Raw genomic sequence first — 15,163 nt, 5'->3', positions numbered from 1 at the left:
ATGGCCGATATCGTGATTCTGGCAGCACCGGGTATGGGGGCGGTGGACGAAAGCTTCGCCGATCCGCTGTTTGCCGCACTGCGCGAGGGCCTCGGGCAGGAGGACTGGTCGCGCCTGCACTGCGATACCATTCTCTGCCAGGGGCACCTGCAGACCAACATCGAGCGGGTGTTCGAGGGCATGCAGAAGCGCGATATGGATTTCCTGCGCGCGCGCAAGTTCCTGCTCTACGGCCTGGCCGAGAGCGCCGCGCAGATGAACGAACTGCAAAGCCGCGGCGGCAACTACGAAAAGGCCCAGCAGGCGATCTACGCCACCCTCGAGAAAGCCGCGGCCGCGGCCGGCGACACGGCGCCGGTGGTACTGCTCAGTCACTCGGTGGGCTGCGTCAATCTCTCCAACTACCTGTGGGACGCCCAGCGCCCCAGTATCAACCACGGCATCTGGCGCGACGGCGGGCCGCGCGGTGTGCACAAGGGTTCGGCGCGGGACCTGTTCCTGCGTCTCAAGACCCTGAGCCATTGGTACACCCTCGGCGCCAACAACCCGCTCTGGTGCGCGGGCATGCCGCGTGACCAGATTCAGGCCGTGACCTCCGACACCCGCGGCTACAACTTCCGCTGGAAGAACTTCTATCACCCGGACGATCTCTTCGGCTGGCCGCTGAAACCGCTTTCGCCGTCGTACAACCAGGCGGTCTACCGCGATTACGAGACGCGTCCGCTGGCGGACTGGGGCGCCGCCCACTGGGGGCCGCAGCTGGTCTCCCACGACGGCTACTGGAATGAGGCACTGGTGCGGCAGCAACTGTTGGAGGACCTGCGCGAGCTGTTGAAGAAAAACCGCACCCGGCGCCCGCTGGCCCCGGCGCGAAACCGCGCGGCAGCCGCGGTATAGTCGTGCACTATCTCGCACTATATGCAGATATCAGCGGGCCGCCCGGAGGGAGCGCCCCAAAATGTCCACCGCGGCGTTGCCGCTTTTGCAAATGGGGCCCGCCATTCCCTGCGAGCGGCGCCTTGCTGTGAACATTTTGGGGTGCTCTGATATCCGCATATAGCGCGAGATAGTACACTAAGCGCACATTTCCAGCAGAAGTACTGGTGCCGTCTATGTCGCTGCAATTCCATACCGTTCCCGTCACGCCCTTCCAGCAGAACTGCACACTGCTCTGGTGCGATGACAGCCTGCGCGCCGCGGTGGTGGACCCGGGGGGAGACCTGGACAAGATCCTGGCCGCGGTGGAAGAGCGCGGCCTGAAACTGGAGAAAATCCTGCTGACCCACGGCCACCTGGACCATGTGGGCGGCACCGCCGAGCTGTCGAAACGGCTGCAATTGCCGATCGAGGGCCCGCACGAGGACGACGCCTTCTGGATCGAACAGCTGTCGCTGCAGACGCAGATGTTCGGCTTCCCGCCGGTGGAGACCTTCACTCCGGACCGCTGGCTGCAGCAGGGTGATACCGTGACCGTCGGCGGGGAGGAACTGGAAATCCATCACTGCCCCGGCCACACCCCCGGCCATGTGATCCTGTTCCACCGCCCCGGTAACCTGGCGCTGGTGGGCGATGTGCTGTTTGCCGGCTCCATCGGCCGCACCGATTTCCCCAAGGGCGACCACGATACCCTGATCCGCTCGATCCAGGAGAAACTCTGGCCGCTCGGCGACGAGGTGCGCTTCATCCCCGGCCATGGCCCCATGTCCACCTTCGGCCGGGAGCGGCAGACGAATCCGTTCGTGGCCGACAAGCGCTTCGGCTGAAGCCGCCCAGATGAGACCGGATGGCGGTGGACGGGGTGGCAACAAACTGCGGACATGGGACAATCCCGGTATGCGTTGGATAAACCCGATCAAGCACCTGACGATACTGCTGCCGGTCCTGTTGGCCGGCTGTGCCGTGGTATCCGAGGAGGAGTGCCGCGCCGGCCAGTGGTATGAGCGCGGCGTGTCGGACGGCGCCCGCGGCCGCAGCCAGACGCTGGTGTACGATATCGCGCAGACCTGCCAGGAGTACGGTGTGCGCGTGGACAGCGATGCCTGGCTGCGCGGCCACGAGCAGGGCGTGGAGCAGTTCTGCACACCGGAAAACGGCTATCGCTACGGGCGCCAGGGGCGCAGCTACCAGGGGGTTTGTACCGGCCCCACGGCGGACCTGTTCCTGGATTACTACCGGCAGGGCCTGGCCGACTACCAGGTGGAGCGGGAGTACCGCCGCCTGGCGGCGCGACAGGATCATGTCGAGCGCCAGCTGTTCGCGGTGAACGCCGCCCTGGCCGGGGCCGAGGACCCGAAACGTATCCGCCGCCTGCAGATGCGGCGCCTGTCCCTGAACCGGGAGCGGCAGCTGCTGGATATGGAGATGTTCCGCATCAGCGGTTTCGGTTTTGGCCGGGGCTTCGGTTTCGACAGCGGGTTCGGCGTCGGCAGCGGTATCGATTTTCTGTTCTGGCCCGGATTCTACTGAGACGTGGCCTCCCGGGGCCGCGGCCCCCCAACCGGAAACAACACTATGGCAATCTGGCACTCCACGCCCACGCTGGAAGCGATCAATGACAACGCCGCCGGCTGCATGCCTGGCTATATCGGCATGCAGGTGACCGAACTGGGCGACGACTACCTGGTGGGTACCCTGCCGGTGGATCGCCGCACCCGCCAGCCGTTCGGCATACTGCACGGCGGCGCCAGCGTGGTGCTGGCGGAGACCCTGGGTTCCATTGCCGCCAACCTGGTGGTGGATACGGACAAGTTCTACTGCGTGGGCCAGGAGATCAACGCCAACCACCTGCGCCCGGTGCCCGAGGGCGAGGTTACCGGCGTCGCCAGGCCCGTGCATATCGGCCGCAGCAGCCAGGTGTGGGAAATCCGCATCAGCGATCCGCGCGGCAAGCTGAGCTGTATTTCCCGCATCACCATGGCCGTCGTGCCCCACGGCGGCCAATGAGTTCTGCCGAACAGCATCGCTACGAGGATATTCCCTACCGCCTGGTGCGCTCGCCGCGGCGCAAGCGGCTGGGGCTGGTGCTGGCGGAATCCGGCGTTGAAGTGCGCATCCCGCAGCGCTGCGCCGCGCGCCACGGACACCGTTTCCTGCAGGAGAATATCCAGTGGGTGCGGACCCAGTTGCTGCGCGCCGAGGTGCGCGCGGCGGAGATTCCGCAGCACCGCTACGGATTCGGGGCCAGCTTTCCCTGGCTGGGGCAGAAGCTGCCGCTCGAGCGCGCGGCGCGGCCGGCGGGCGCGGGGATTTCCGACCGTGCCATCCGTCTCTACAGCCGCTACCGCGACCCATCCGAAGCGCAATTGCAGGCCGCCCTGCACAAGCTCTACCAGCGCGAGGCGCTGGCCATGCTGGCGGACAAGTCGGCGTACTATGCCGATCGACTGGGCCTGCCGTTCTCCTCGGTGCGCGTGCGCCGCACCAAAAGCAAGTGGGGCCACTGCACCATTCGCGGCGAACTGCAGTACAACTGGCTGGTGTGCCTGGCGCCGGAGCCGGTGGTGGATTACCTGGTGGCCCACGAAGTCTGCCACCTGCGCCACCACAACCACAGCCGCGCCTTCTGGCAACTGGTGGAATCCGTCTGCCCGCGCTACCGGGAATTGCGCCGCTGGCTGCGGGACAGCGGCCACCGCCTGGTACTGTAGATACAAGGGGGCACCGTATGGGCGGTACAATATCCGGATCTTCCCGGTGCGCACGGCGCACCCTACGCCTTTTGTAACTGACTTCTATGGCCACCAGCAGACCCCGTTTCTTCTCCCCGAAAAAAAGCCCGCAAAAAACGCTGCCCGCAAAAGCGCAGGCACGGGTGGAAACATTCAGCCACGATATGCGCGGCATCGCCCGCGTCGGTGGCAAGACGGTCTTTATCGACAATGCACTGCCGGGCGAGTCGGTCGCCTTCCGGTACACGGCGCGGCGTTCGAAATTCGACGAGGGCGCGGCGGTGGAAATCCTGCAGCCGTCCGCGGATCGCTGCGCGCCGCGCTGTCCACACGTGGATCTGTGCGGCGGCTGTTCGCTGCAGCATCTGCAGCCGCCGGTGCAGATTGCGGAAAAGCAGAAAATCCTGCTGGACCAGCTGGCACGCTTCGGCGATCTGCGGGTGCCGGAAATCCTGCCGCCACTGGTGGCGGAGTCTTTTGGCTATCGGCGCAAGGGGCGCATTGGCATCCGCGAAGTGAAAAAGGGGGCGGGAAAAGGAAAGGCGGCGCGTGAACTGGTGTTCGGCTTCCGCAGGAAGCGCTCCAATGAACTGACCGATATCCGCGAGTGCCACGTGCTGCACCCGGCGATCGCCGAACATATTCCGCAGCTGAAACAACTGGTGGCCGGCAGCGCGGGTCGCGCGCACTTTTCGCAACTGGAGGTGGCGGTCGGCGACGATACCGCGGCCATCGTGTTGCGCCACCTGAAACCGCTGGCGGATGCGGACCGGCAGCGCTGGCTCTCCTTCGCCGCGGACAGCGGTATCCACCTGTACCTGCAGCCCGGCGATGCGGCCAGCGCCCACCGTATCTGGCCGCTCGGCGGCGAGGAGCGGCTCGGTTATCGCCTGCCGGAATTCGACCTGGCGCTGGCGTTCCACCCGCTCGACTTTATCCAGGTCAATTTTGAGATCAACCGGCAGATGGTCAGTCGCGCGGTGGCACTGCTGGACCCGCAACCCGGCGAGCGGGTACTGGACCTGTTCTGCGGCCTGGGCAACTTCACCCTGCCGCTGGCGCGCCGCGCCGGGAACGTGGTGGGGGTGGAGGGCGAGGGCGCACTGATGCAGCGCGGCATCGACAACGCCGCCCGCAACGGCCTGGACAATGTGCAGTTCCACGCTGCCGACCTGACGCGGGATATCAGGTCCCACGCCTGGGCGGAGGGCGGCTTCGATCGCATCCTGCTGGACCCGCCGCGCAGCGGCGCGCTGGAAGTGGTGCGCCAGCTGGCCCGCTTTGACGCAAAAAAGATCGTCTACGTGTCCTGCAACCCGGCCACCCTGGCGCGGGATGCCGGCGAGCTGGCGGGCCTCGGCTATCGCCTGACCGGTGCCGGTGTCATGGACATGTTCCCGCATACGGCGCACGTGGAATCCATGGCGGTCTTCGAACGCGGCTGACATGCGGCGCGCGTCGGCGCCCTGTCATTGGTGTGCCCCGGAATCTGGCGTAAACTGCGTTCAAATTCCCGAGGTCCCGATCCATGTCCAGTGAGCCCCTGAGTAACGATTTCGAAGACAACTGCGCCCGCTTTCTGCCCGAGAGCGCCGGCCAGGGCTGTGTCTGGGCGCTGGAAGGGGACGAGGGCTTCGCCCTCTGCGAGTCGGAAAAGTACCCGCAGACGGAGGTGATGCCCTTCTGGTCCCGGCGCGAATTCGCCGAGATCCACACCGACGGCGATTGGGCGGACTACCGGGTGGTGGCCATCGACCTGGAAGAATTTATGGACGACTGGCTTACCGGTATGCACGAGGATGTGATACTGGTGGGCATCAACTGGAACGGCGAACTGGAAGGGGTGGAGCTGGAACCGCTGGACCTGCTCGAGCAACTGGAGCAGGAGCTGCAGTAAATGCGGCCCCTCGCAGTGAACAAAGCCCGCTGTAGGAGCTTGCCCGCAGGCGAATAAACCGGCGTCGGCAAGAACATCGGCAGTATTCGCCTGCAAAAAGGCCTCTACAGAAACAACACACAATAAGCGGGAGTCCCGGAATGAGTCAGTTTCTCGGCCTGCGCACCGTCATCTACGGTGTTACCGATATCGCCGAGGCGAAAGCCTGGTACATGCGGTTGCTGGAGCAGGAACCCTATTTCGACGCCGAATGCTATGTCGGCTTCAATGTCGGCGGCTTCGAGCTGGGGCTGGACCCGGACGCCCGCAGTGTCACCAGCCGCGCCGACGGCGTGGTGGCCTATTGGGGCGTCGAGGATATCGCCGCGCAGGTGGAGCGCCTCAACGCTCTGGGTGCGCGCCAGCACAGCGAGACCGTCGATGTGGGGGAGGGCATCCTGATGGCGACTTTCCTCGATCCCTACGGCAATATTTTCGGCCTGATACAGAATCCCCACTTTCAAGCGGAGTAGACCTTCCCGTGAGCAAGACGCCGGCATCGAGGTTCCGCCCTTCCGACCATACCTTTGCCGCCGAGAGCCTGGCGCAGATAGGCCGCGGCTATGTCGTGCCGGACCGGGTGGCGCTGGTCACCGGTTGCTCCTCCGGCATCGGCCGCGAGCTGGCGCTGGCCCTGCACCGCCGCGGTACCATCGTCATCGCCACGGCGCGGCGCCCCGAGAGCCTGCAGGAGCTGGCGGACCTGGGTATCGCCACCGAGTCGCTGGATGTCAATTCCCAGGCGGATATCAACCGTGTGGTACACGCATTGAAAGCCGCCTACGGCCGCCTGGATATCCTGATCAACAACGCCGGTTATGGCCAGATGGGCCCGCTGCTGGAACTGGATACCCGCGCGCTGGAGAACCAGTTCCGGACCAATGTGTTCGCGCCCATGGCGCTGGCCCGCGCCTGTGCGCCGCTGATGAAATCCGAGCGCCGCGGCCTGATCTGCAATATCGGCTCTGTCTCCGGGGTGCTGCCGACGCCCTTCTCCGGCGCCTACTGCGCCTCCAAGGCGGCCCTGCACGCCCTTTCCGATGTGCTGCGCCTGGAATTGAAACCCTTCGGCATCCGCGTGATGACGGTACAGCCCGGCGCCGTGGCGTCGGAGTTCGGCCGCCACGCAGAGACCTCCCTGCGCGGCCTGCTGGCCCCTGACTCCTGGTACAAACGCCAGGAGGAGATGGTGCGCGCGCGGGCCCAGGAATCGCAGCAGAACGCCACACTGGCCAGCACCATGGCGCGCAGGCTGGCAAAGGAACTGCTGCGCAAACGTCCGCCTTCGGTCGTGCGCCTGGGCAACAAGAGCGGCCTGATGCCGTGGATGGCCCGCTGGCTGCCGCGGCGGATCGTGGACTGGATCCTGGCGCGGCGCTTCAAGCTGCGGCGCCTGCAGCTCAACTAACCATCTCCCCACCACACTCTCCCTGCCCTTTCCCGCGGCGACAAATATCCGTCGCCGTTGGTGTTCCTGTAGCTGTGTGTTAATGTGATATCAAAATGACATCAAAAAGGAGTTCCGCATGATCACAGAGAAAAGGGCCTTTACCGTCAACGGCTACGGTATGGTCGCCGCGCTGGCACTGTTGCAGCTGGCCACCATCGGCCTGGCCGTACGGGCGGGGCTGGCGGAGAATCCCGCAGTGGCACTGTGGATACTGGCCGCGGCGGCGGTGGGTTTCTGCTGGCACGGCCTGTTCATGGTGGCGCCCAACCAGGGCAAGATACTGCAGCTGTTCGGCAAGTATGTGGGGACCGAACACAGCACTGGCCTGCGCTGGGCCAACCCCTTCGTGTTCAAACGCACGCCCATTTCCCTGCGGGTGCGCAACTTCGAGAGCGGCAAGCTCAAGGTCAACGATGCCAACGGCAATCCCATCGAGATTGCCGCGGTGGTGGTGTGGAAAGTGGTGGACTCGGCGGAAGCGCACTTCGAAGTGGACGACTACGAGAGCTTCGTCACCATCCAGAGCGAGGCGGCGCTGCGCAACGTGGCCAATGAATACCCCTACGACAACCACGCCGAGGGAATCCTGTCGTTGCGCGGCGACCCGCTCAGTGTTGCGGAGAAAATCAAAAGCCAGGTGCAGGAGCGCCTCGGGCGGGCCGGCATCGAGGTGATAGAGGCGCGTATCAGCCATCTCGCCTACGCGCCGGAAATCGCCCAGGCAATGCTGCGCAAGCAACAGGCCAGTGCCGTACTGGCGGCGCGCCGGCTGATCGTGCAGGGCGCGGTGGAAATGGTGACCGATGCCATTGCCACGCTGGCGGAATCCCACGAACTGGAACTGGATGAGGAGCGCAAGGCGAATATGGTCAACAACCTGATGGTCGTCATCTGCGGCGAGCAGCAGGCGCAGCCGGTGGTGAACGCCGGCAGCCTGTACTGATCGGCCCGTGTCGTTATGGCAAAAAAGAAAGCTTTCCCACTGAGAATCAACGAACAGGTCCTGGTGGCGATGCAACGCTGGGCCGACGACGACCTGCGCAGCGTCAACGCACAGATCGAGTATGTATTGCGCGACGCACTGGTGAAATCCGGCCGGGTGAAGCTGGTGCAGAAGGTGGTGACGGAAATCGAGGAGAAGGACGGAAATCCCGAAGAAACTCAAGCCGATAAGTAATCGGCCGGGCGAACGTTTAGCGGAGTAGGATGAAGGCGCGGGAGGAGTACCAGCTGAACGGCGCCGTGTATCTTTGCTGAAACGCGGCGCGGCCGCCTAGAAGTGCATGCTCCAGCCCAGGGATGCGCTCTCCACGTCGACAGCGGTGAAAAAGTCATCGCTGCCTACGTCGCTGAAGCTCTCCCACTCGGCGCGAATGGTCCAGCTATTGCGGTGGCGGTAGCTGATTCCGGCGCCGTAACTCCAGTGGAAACCGTTGCGTGTTTCTTCCAGTGTACCGGACGACGGCCCTTCCTCGAATTCAAATTCGATTTCCTCCTGTCCCTCTTCCGGTTCAAGCGGTATCGCGAAAACCTGTATGCCACTGATTCGCCGTTTGAGACGGGAATTCCAGCCGCCGCCGCCCAGTTTGGCGAACACACTGAAGCCCTCGGCAATGGGCCAGTGTGTGACAACAAATATATTGCCCAGGGCGGTGTCTATGTCATCCCGTTCGCGCCACTCGGGAAAGAAACCGGTAGGAGCCCGTTGTCCGGGGACAAGGAAGACCGGAGGTGGAGGCATCTGCACATCGGTTCTGTCATAGGTGATGCTACCCTGTGCCAGCTTTTGGAAGCTGGCTTCCACGGCGAGATGAGGTGTCCAGCGCCAGCCGCCGTAGATTTTCCAGCCCTTTCCGGTTTCCGTACAGCGGTCGAAAATTGCTGTCTGGCCGTTGGAATTGAAACCCTGAACCGTCGATCTGCCGCTATCGCAGAGTCCGTCCAGGTTTTCGTTGCTGAAACTGACTCCCGCATAACGATGGGAATAGAAGTCTGCCTGGGCACTGACGCAGACAGTGAGAAAGGGTACCGCTAGCAGAAAGCATGGCCTGGTCATGGCGTCACCTGCTGGGTTGTAAATTATTCTTTTCCACTTTTGTGGCAGCGACCGTCGGCCGCGAGTACTAGAGGTTACTGTAAAGTGCGCTCGCGACCAACGGCCGCCTGTCAAATATCGAGTTCCGCCCGCAGCGCTGCCATCTTCTTCGCATTTTCGGACTTCGACAGCGGTTCGCCGGGTTTTTCCTCCAGCTGCAGTTGTTCCGGCGGCGTAAGCTTGTCCCCTTCCAGTACCCGCGCGCAGATTTTGCGGTAGTGCTCGGCAAATACCGGGTAGGCCACCGATTCCGGGTTGTTCGCCAGGAAGAACCAGTTGGATTCGCGCCCGGCGTGGTAGACCGCCGGGTGGCTCCAGTTGAAATTGGCCTTGGGGCTGGGGGCGTTGCAGGCCTCGCGGTAGGCGGCGCGGGCGTCCGGCAGGCCGTTGTCACCGGCGGCGCACAGCGTCAGCATCTTGTGCACCGTGGGCAGGTATTCGCTCTGGCGGATGGCGCGCTTGGCACCGGCGACGATTTCCGCCGGTGAGAAGGCCTCCAGGGATTCCAGCCACAGGCGCTTGGCGTGGTTCAGTGTCTCGGTGTCCGGGAAGGCGGCGTTGAACTGGTTGTGGTAGCTGAGCTTGAGCAGGCCGAACACTTCGTTGAGCGCGCGCTTCTTTTCGTTGAGCTGCTCGCCGGCACCGCCGCTACCAGTCTGTGTCCGTGACGATGTCGAGGACGGATCTGTCTCTTGTCCTCTGGTTGTCGTGACGTTGGTTGTCGGATTGTTGTGTGCCATTGGATTGTCCTATCGCCAGCTTGTTACGCGCCGCCCACTGGTGGCGTGCGTGACGCACGAAGACGGCGTCCCAGCTTTTGCGCGCGGCGTTCTGGCCGCGCCAGTAGATGATGAATTCGGGCACCAGCGAGAGTGCGAAGTCGCGCTCTATTTCACACTGGTTGACCAGGTGACTCAAGCAGTCGCTACCCGGCTGCCAGTGGCGCGAGATGGGTTTGGCCACCGGGTTCTTCTCGATGCCCTGGCAGTAGTAGGCCCACTCCTCGCGCGCGTAGTCGATAAACAGCTCGCCCCAGCGGGCGCTGTGGCCGCCGCGCTCCAGCCACTTGTAGATGAATTCCGGCAGCACCTCGGCGGCGAAGTTGGGATTGATTGCCAGGCGCCGCAGCTGTTCCCAGGTGTGCTCGCTGGGCTGCCAGTCGCGGGTCATGGCGGTGGGCTTGCGCTTCTCGATAAACGGCGTGTCCTGCTTTTCCCAGTCCTCCATGATCCAGTCGTTGAACTCCAGGTCCCAGGAGATGGACAGCTTGCCGCTGGAGTGGTGGTAGTCGACGAAGCGCTGCAGGCCGCGCTGCACGAAGGTGCTGGGCACGCCCTCGTCCGCCAGTTTGCTCAGGGTCTCGCCGCCCGGGCGCCAGTCGGGCGGCAGTGGCTGTTTGCGCTGCGCGGTGGCGCGATAGGCCTCCCAGCGGCTCTTGACCTGTTTCAGGAACAGGGAACCGAAGGAGTGGCGGGATTCGCCGCGCTCGCGCCAGTAGGTCACGAACTCCGGCAGCTGTTCGCGCACGAAGTGCTCCGGCACGCCCAACTGGGCGATACGGGCCATGGTCTCGGCGTCCGGGTGCCAACCGGGGGAAATGGTGTTGGCGCTGCGCGCCGCCGGGACCTGGGCGGGCGGTTGGTAGCCCCGCTGTTGCGGGGCCGCCGGCGTCGCCGGGCGGGTGTGCTCGCCGGGCAGGGCGAACTTGAGCACGGAACTGCTGCCGTAGGGCGCCGCGCCCAGCAGTAGCGCGCCCTGGTTGCGCAGGCTGGTGGCCACGCGCTGGATATCCGCCGGCTCCCAGAAGGGCAGCGACTGCTGCAATTGCTCGCCCTCGGCCGTGTACCAGTCGCGCCCCGGGTGGGGTTCTACCGGCAGGAATGGCATCAGCTCCCCCAGCACGGTCAGCAACACCGCCTCCTCCAGGCCGAGGGTGGCGGCCAGAGTGGGGGAGAGGCACAGGGGTCTTTCCGGGAGCAGGGGGTGTTTCATGGCGGGGATGATAACACTCTTGGGGGCTGGGGAATGGAGGCTGAGGAATGAGGAATGGTGGATGGGGCCCCTCGCCTTGAGGGATTCGGCAGCCGGGATTAAAGTGGATGGCCAGTCGACGCCGGAAGGCCGTCACAACAACCGCCGCAAGCCAGTGGAACAGGCGCAATGGCAAAGATCATACCCACCCTCAGTACCATCCGCAGGATGACCACCGGCGAGCGCCGCCTGGGCCAGCGCCTGGAAAGCCTGCTGGAGGACGACTATACCGTCTGGTTCGATACGCCCGTCGGCAGCCGGCGCCGCTATCCGGATTTTATCCTGCTGCATCCCGGCCGCGGCCTGCTGTTTCTGGAAGTGAAGGACTGGAAGCTCGACACCGTCAAAAGCATGACCCCGGACAGCGTCGAGCTGGAAACCGCCAGTGGGCGCAAAACCGTCAGCAATCCGCTGGAGCAGGCGCGCCAGTACGCCCACGCGGCGGTCGACCAGCTCAAGCGCGATCCACAACTGGTCCAGCCGGAGGGGCGCTACCGCGGGCGCCTGCAGTTTCCCTACGGCTACGGCGTGGTGTTTACCAATATCACCCGCAAGCAGTGGAACGCGGCCGTCCCGGAAGTCGAGCGGGAGCGGTTGCTGCCCGGCCATCGGCTCCTGTGTAAGGACGAGATGACCGCAACGGCGGACCCGGAAACCTTCCAGGCGCACCTGTGGGGCATGTTCGAATACAGCTTCGGCGAAAAGCTGAGCCTGCCACAGATCGACCGTATCCGCTGGCAGCTGTTTCCGGAAGTCCGTATCAACCACCGGCAGCAGGACTTCTTTGCCGCTGACGAAGAAGTGCAAGCAGAGGCGCAGCCGCCCGCTGCGGAGACGATTCCCGATATTGTGCGGGTTATGGACCTGCACCAGGAGCAACTGGCCAAGAGCATGGGCGACGGTCACCGGGTGATCCACGGTGTGGCCGGTTCCGGCAAGACGCTGATTCTCGGCTACCGCTGTGTGCACCTGGCGCGGGCAGTGCGCAAACCGATCCTGGTGCTGTGCTTCAATATCACCCTGGCCGCGCGGCTGCGCAGTTTTATCGCCGAAAAAGGCATTGCCGACAGTGTGCAGGTGCACCACTTTCACGACTGGTGCGGCCGGCAGTTGAACACCTACAACGTCGATCTGCTCGGCGGCCCGGAGCCGGCCTTCGAGCGCCAGGTGCGGAGCGTTGTCCGCGCGGCGGAGCGGGGCCTGATTCCCCGCGCCCAGTACGGCGCCGTGATGATCGACGAGGGGCACGACTTCGAGCGGGACTGGCTCAGGCTGGTGGTGCAGATGATCGATCCGGACAGCGATTCCCTGCTGCTGCTCTACGACGACGCCCAGTCCATCTACGACAAGGGCTCGCTCAGGTTTCCGCTGTCCAGCGCTGGTATCCGGGCCCGCGGGCGCACCACCATCCTCAAGCTCAACTACCGCAACACCCGCGAGATACTCACCTTCGCTTACGAGTTTGCCAGCGACTTCCTGCGCGAGCAGGATGCCGACGAAGACCATGTGCCGCTGATTGCACCGGAAGTGGCGGGCGCCAATGGCCCGCCGCCGGTTTTCCGGCAATTCGAATCTGCTGGCGAAGAAGGGCACTTTATTGTCCGCTGCATCGCCAAGTGGCGGCAGGATGGGCACGCGCTAAACGGCATCGCGGTGGTCTATGCCTTCAACAGCCAGGGCCGCCAGTACCAGAAGGCGCTCGAGAATGCCGGCATTCCCTGTGCCTGCCTGCAGACGGGGGAGGAGAAGCGGGCCTACGATGCCGCTGAGGAAAAGGTGGTGCTGCTCAGCCGCCAGAGCAGCAAGGGGCTCGAATTCGACACCGTTATTCTCTGTGGCCTCGGTGGGCTGAAAGACGACGAAGAGAAGCTGCAGCGCGAAACCCGCCTGCTCTACGTGGGCATGACACGGGCGCGACGGCAGCTGCTGGTGACGGGCACCGGGAATAACTGGTTTACCGCCCGGCTCGGCGCGATGGTGGCCTGACGCGATGGTAGGCCATCTCCGGCGCGCTCAATCGTCCGCCGCGGTAATCCGGTAGGCGCAGCGCCGCGCCCCCTCCAGCAGGTACTCGCAGCGCTCCACCCGCGCGCCTTTCAGGCACTGGCGGAAGATCGCAAGCTCCGAGCGACAGAAGCCCCGGCAGCTGCGCGCCGCCGCGCAGATGGGGCAGTGATTTTCCACCAGCAGCCAGCGCTCCGCTGCATCCCGCACCACCTCGGCCATATAGCCCTCGCGGCTGCGCTGTTGCGCCAGCCTTGCCACCCGCTCGTCCAGATTTGCGCAGCCGGCCAGTGCGCGGCGGTAGTCCGCGAGGGATTCCCGCTCGCGCGCGGCGATCAGGGCGTCCAGGCCCTCCTCGCCGAAGACCTGGCGCACATTGTCGATCAGGCCCAGGGTCAGGTCGCCGTGGCGATCCGGGAAGCGGCCCTGGGCTTTTTCTGTCAGTTGCCAGTAGCTGGATGGGCGGCCCACCTTTTCCGCGCGGTCGAAGCGCTCCAGCAGTCCGTCGCTGGCCAGTTGCTTCAGGTGCTGGCGCGCGCCCACCGGGCTGATGCCCAGTTCCGCGGCGATAAACTGCGCCGACTGGGGGCCGCGGGTTTTCAGCAGATACAGGATCTGCTCGCGGCTGTTATTGGTTGCGCCCGCCATATCAGTGCACCGGGGATTTGGCGGTGGCCGGTGAATGTGCCGGCGCCGGGCGCTGCAGCGCAAACTGCGCCGCGCCGGCGAAACAAAGAAGCCCGCCCAGCACCAGTGACCAGTGGCTGCCCACCAGCGCCACGCCGCTGCCGGCCAGCGCGATCACGCAGCTGGCGAGACAGAAGTTGGCGGTCAGCAATCCCATGACGCGGCCCTGGCCGAAGTGTTCGAAGCGCTCCGCCATCAGCGCCGGAAAGACACCGTTGACAGTGGCAATACCGATGCCGATCAGCGCAAACAGAGCGTAAACCCCGGCGCCGGCGGTAAGTGGCAACAGTATCAGCAGTGCACCCAGTGCCAGCGCTCCCCTGAGTACCAGCGCGTTGCCGCCGAAGCGGTGCTTCAGCGCCGGTACCGCCAGCGCGCTGGTGGCGATCATCAGGCCGGTGACGGTGACCGTATTCCAGGCGATCTGGTGCGGCGCGAAGCCGAACTGCTCCACCAGCCAGAAGGGATAGAACTCGTAGAAAGCGTTGATTCCCAGGCAGAACAACAGGTTGAACAGCGCCAGCGGCAGTATCGCCGGTTCTCGCCACAGCCCCAGCGAGTTCTGTGCGCGGACCAGTTGCAGCAGCCGGACCCGATCCTGCGGCCGGGGCCCGTCCGCGCCGATACCCAGCTGTACCAGCAGCGCGCAGACGATCACCGACAGGCCGCCGGCCCAGAACACGGCGGCCGGCCCCAGCACCACCAGGTAGCCCCCGGACAGCGGGCCCAGCAGCCAGCCGGCATAGGCGCAGGCCATGGCCAGTGACAGGGCGCGGGTGCGGTCGATGGCCGGGTGCAGGTCGGCGGCGATGGCGCGGGCAATGGCGATATTGCCCTGGCAGAGGCCGGTCAGGAAGCGGGCCAGGGCGAAGAGCATGAAGTTGTTCCAGGTCAGCGCCAGCGCGGCCAGCGCATAGCCGGCGGCGGCCAGCAGCAGGGTGACAGTGAGTACCCGCTTGCGCCCGAAATGATCGGACAGGCCGCCCAGGCTGCTGCTGCCCAGCAGCAGGCCCAGCGGGAACAGCGCCAGTACCAGGCCCAGCAGCAGTTTCGGCGGAATGCCGGCGAAGTGGGTGAGATCGGTGGCCGGCCCCTCGAGGAACAGCGGCGCCAGTATCGGATACGGCAGCGCGATACCGGCGGTGCCCACCAGGGTGACCAGCATGACCGCCACCAGTGTGGCTTTGGCGTTTGGCATAGGAAGTTAAGTAAGCATTTTGTTTTTTTATTAAGGTATCAGTATGCCTGCAATAAAGAAAGCAGAAGCTTTTTTATTGTCGTAATAGCCCCGC

At 64.6% G+C, this 15,163-nt stretch carries 17 protein-coding genes; 12 read left to right on the top strand and 5 right to left on the bottom strand.

All coding sequences use genetic code 11. The annotated features are described in order from the left end of the window. From MWN76_RS03210 to MWN76_RS03160, 11 genes are all read left to right on the top strand, one after another. Positions 1 to 897 (top strand): hypothetical protein, encoded by an 897-nt coding sequence (locus MWN76_RS03210; RefSeq protein WP_250459267.1) that lies wholly within the window; start codon positions 1 to 3, stop codon positions 895 to 897. 215 nt (positions 898 to 1,112) lie between these two features. Beyond that, positions 1,113 to 1,763 (top strand): MBL fold metallo-hydrolase, encoded by a 651-nt coding sequence (locus MWN76_RS03205; protein ID WP_284500015.1) that lies wholly within the window; start codon positions 1,113 to 1,115, stop codon positions 1,761 to 1,763. A 70-nt stretch (positions 1,764 to 1,833) separates the two neighbouring features. Next, the gene (locus MWN76_RS03200; RefSeq protein ID WP_250459265.1) at positions 1,834 to 2,466 is read left to right on the top strand and encodes a DUF2799 domain-containing protein; all 633 of its coding nucleotides are present in this window, start codon (positions 1,834 to 1,836) and stop codon (positions 2,464 to 2,466) included. Between the two features lie 45 nt (positions 2,467 to 2,511). Continuing rightward, positions 2,512 to 2,943: a hotdog fold thioesterase gene (locus tag MWN76_RS03195; RefSeq protein ID WP_250459264.1), complete on the top strand. Its 432-nt coding sequence runs from the start codon at positions 2,512 to 2,514 to the stop codon at positions 2,941 to 2,943. Beyond that, positions 2,940 to 3,647: a M48 family metallopeptidase gene (locus tag MWN76_RS03190; protein ID WP_250459263.1), complete on the top strand. Its 708-nt coding sequence runs from the start codon at positions 2,940 to 2,942 to the stop codon at positions 3,645 to 3,647. The genes MWN76_RS03195 and MWN76_RS03190 overlap by 4 nt, the downstream gene beginning before the upstream one ends. Before the next feature lie 86 nt (positions 3,648 to 3,733). After that, positions 3,734 to 5,113, top strand: coding sequence for a 23S rRNA (uracil(1939)-C(5))-methyltransferase RlmD (rlmD, locus tag MWN76_RS03185; RefSeq protein ID WP_250459262.1), 1,380 nt, complete (start codon positions 3,734 to 3,736; stop codon positions 5,111 to 5,113). Positions 5,114 to 5,196: 83 nt separating this feature from the next. Further along, positions 5,197 to 5,565 (top strand): DUF2750 domain-containing protein, encoded by a 369-nt coding sequence (locus MWN76_RS03180; protein WP_250459261.1) that lies wholly within the window; start codon positions 5,197 to 5,199, stop codon positions 5,563 to 5,565. 140 nt (positions 5,566 to 5,705) lie between these two features. After that, positions 5,706 to 6,077 (top strand): VOC family protein, encoded by a 372-nt coding sequence (locus MWN76_RS03175; protein WP_250459260.1) that lies wholly within the window; start codon positions 5,706 to 5,708, stop codon positions 6,075 to 6,077. Between the two features lie 8 nt (positions 6,078 to 6,085). After that, entirely contained in the window at positions 6,086 to 7,012 is a 927-nt protein-coding gene (locus MWN76_RS03170; RefSeq protein WP_250459259.1) for an SDR family oxidoreductase, read from the top strand. Positions 7,013 to 7,130: 118 nt separating this feature from the next. Continuing rightward, entirely contained in the window at positions 7,131 to 7,997 is an 867-nt protein-coding gene (locus tag MWN76_RS03165) for an SPFH domain-containing protein (protein ID WP_250459258.1), read from the top strand. A gap of 15 nt (positions 7,998 to 8,012) precedes the next feature. Then, positions 8,013 to 8,231, top strand: a complete 219-nt coding sequence (locus MWN76_RS03160) for a type II toxin-antitoxin system antitoxin (protein ID WP_250459257.1) — start codon at positions 8,013 to 8,015, stop codon at positions 8,229 to 8,231. Between the two features lie 96 nt (positions 8,232 to 8,327). On the opposite strand, the gene MWN76_RS03155 is transcribed toward MWN76_RS03160, so the two are convergent. The 3 genes from MWN76_RS03155 to MWN76_RS03145 all read right to left on the bottom strand — a co-directional run bounded on the left by MWN76_RS03155 (position 8,328) and on the right by MWN76_RS03145 (position 11,141). Further along, positions 8,328 to 9,110: an outer membrane protein gene (locus MWN76_RS03155; RefSeq protein ID WP_250459256.1), complete on the bottom strand. Its 783-nt coding sequence runs from the start codon at positions 9,108 to 9,110 to the stop codon at positions 8,328 to 8,330. Between the two features lie 110 nt (positions 9,111 to 9,220). After that, positions 9,221 to 9,889 (bottom strand): replication protein P, encoded by a 669-nt coding sequence (locus tag MWN76_RS03150; RefSeq protein WP_250459254.1) that lies wholly within the window; start codon positions 9,887 to 9,889, stop codon positions 9,221 to 9,223. After that, positions 9,798 to 11,141 carry a DnaT-like ssDNA-binding domain-containing protein gene (locus tag MWN76_RS03145; protein ID WP_250459252.1) on the bottom strand — a complete coding sequence of 448 codons (1,344 nt, stop codon included), beginning with the start codon at positions 11,139 to 11,141 and terminating at the stop codon, positions 9,798 to 9,800. Before MWN76_RS03145 ends, MWN76_RS03150 begins: the two co-directional genes overlap by 92 nt. Positions 11,142 to 11,309: 168 nt before the next feature. On the opposite strand from MWN76_RS03145, the gene MWN76_RS03140 reads away from it, so the two are divergent. Beyond that, complete coding sequence (locus MWN76_RS03140; RefSeq protein ID WP_250459250.1) at positions 11,310 to 13,166, top strand: 3'-5' exonuclease; 1,857 nt, start codon at positions 11,310 to 11,312, stop codon at positions 13,164 to 13,166. 27 nt (positions 13,167 to 13,193) lie between these two features. On the opposite strand, the gene MWN76_RS03135 is transcribed toward MWN76_RS03140, so the two are convergent. Both MWN76_RS03135 and MWN76_RS03130 read right to left on the bottom strand, forming a co-directional pair. Further along, entirely contained in the window at positions 13,194 to 13,832 is a 639-nt protein-coding gene (locus tag MWN76_RS03135) for a helix-turn-helix transcriptional regulator (RefSeq protein WP_250459248.1), read from the bottom strand. A 1-nt stretch (position 13,833) separates the two neighbouring features. Continuing rightward, the gene (locus MWN76_RS03130) at positions 13,834 to 15,069 is read right to left on the bottom strand and encodes an MFS transporter (protein WP_250459246.1); all 1,236 of its coding nucleotides are present in this window, start codon (positions 15,067 to 15,069) and stop codon (positions 13,834 to 13,836) included. Positions 15,070 to 15,163: the final 94 nt, after the last annotated feature.

Origin of the sequence: Microbulbifer litoralis, from assembly GCF_023634065.1 — a bacterium.
Taxonomy (GTDB): domain Bacteria; phylum Pseudomonadota; class Gammaproteobacteria; order Pseudomonadales; family Cellvibrionaceae; genus Microbulbifer; species Microbulbifer litoralis.
The sequence above is the reverse complement of the archived record's forward strand: the minus strand, read 5'-3'. Positions and strand labels throughout refer to the sequence as shown.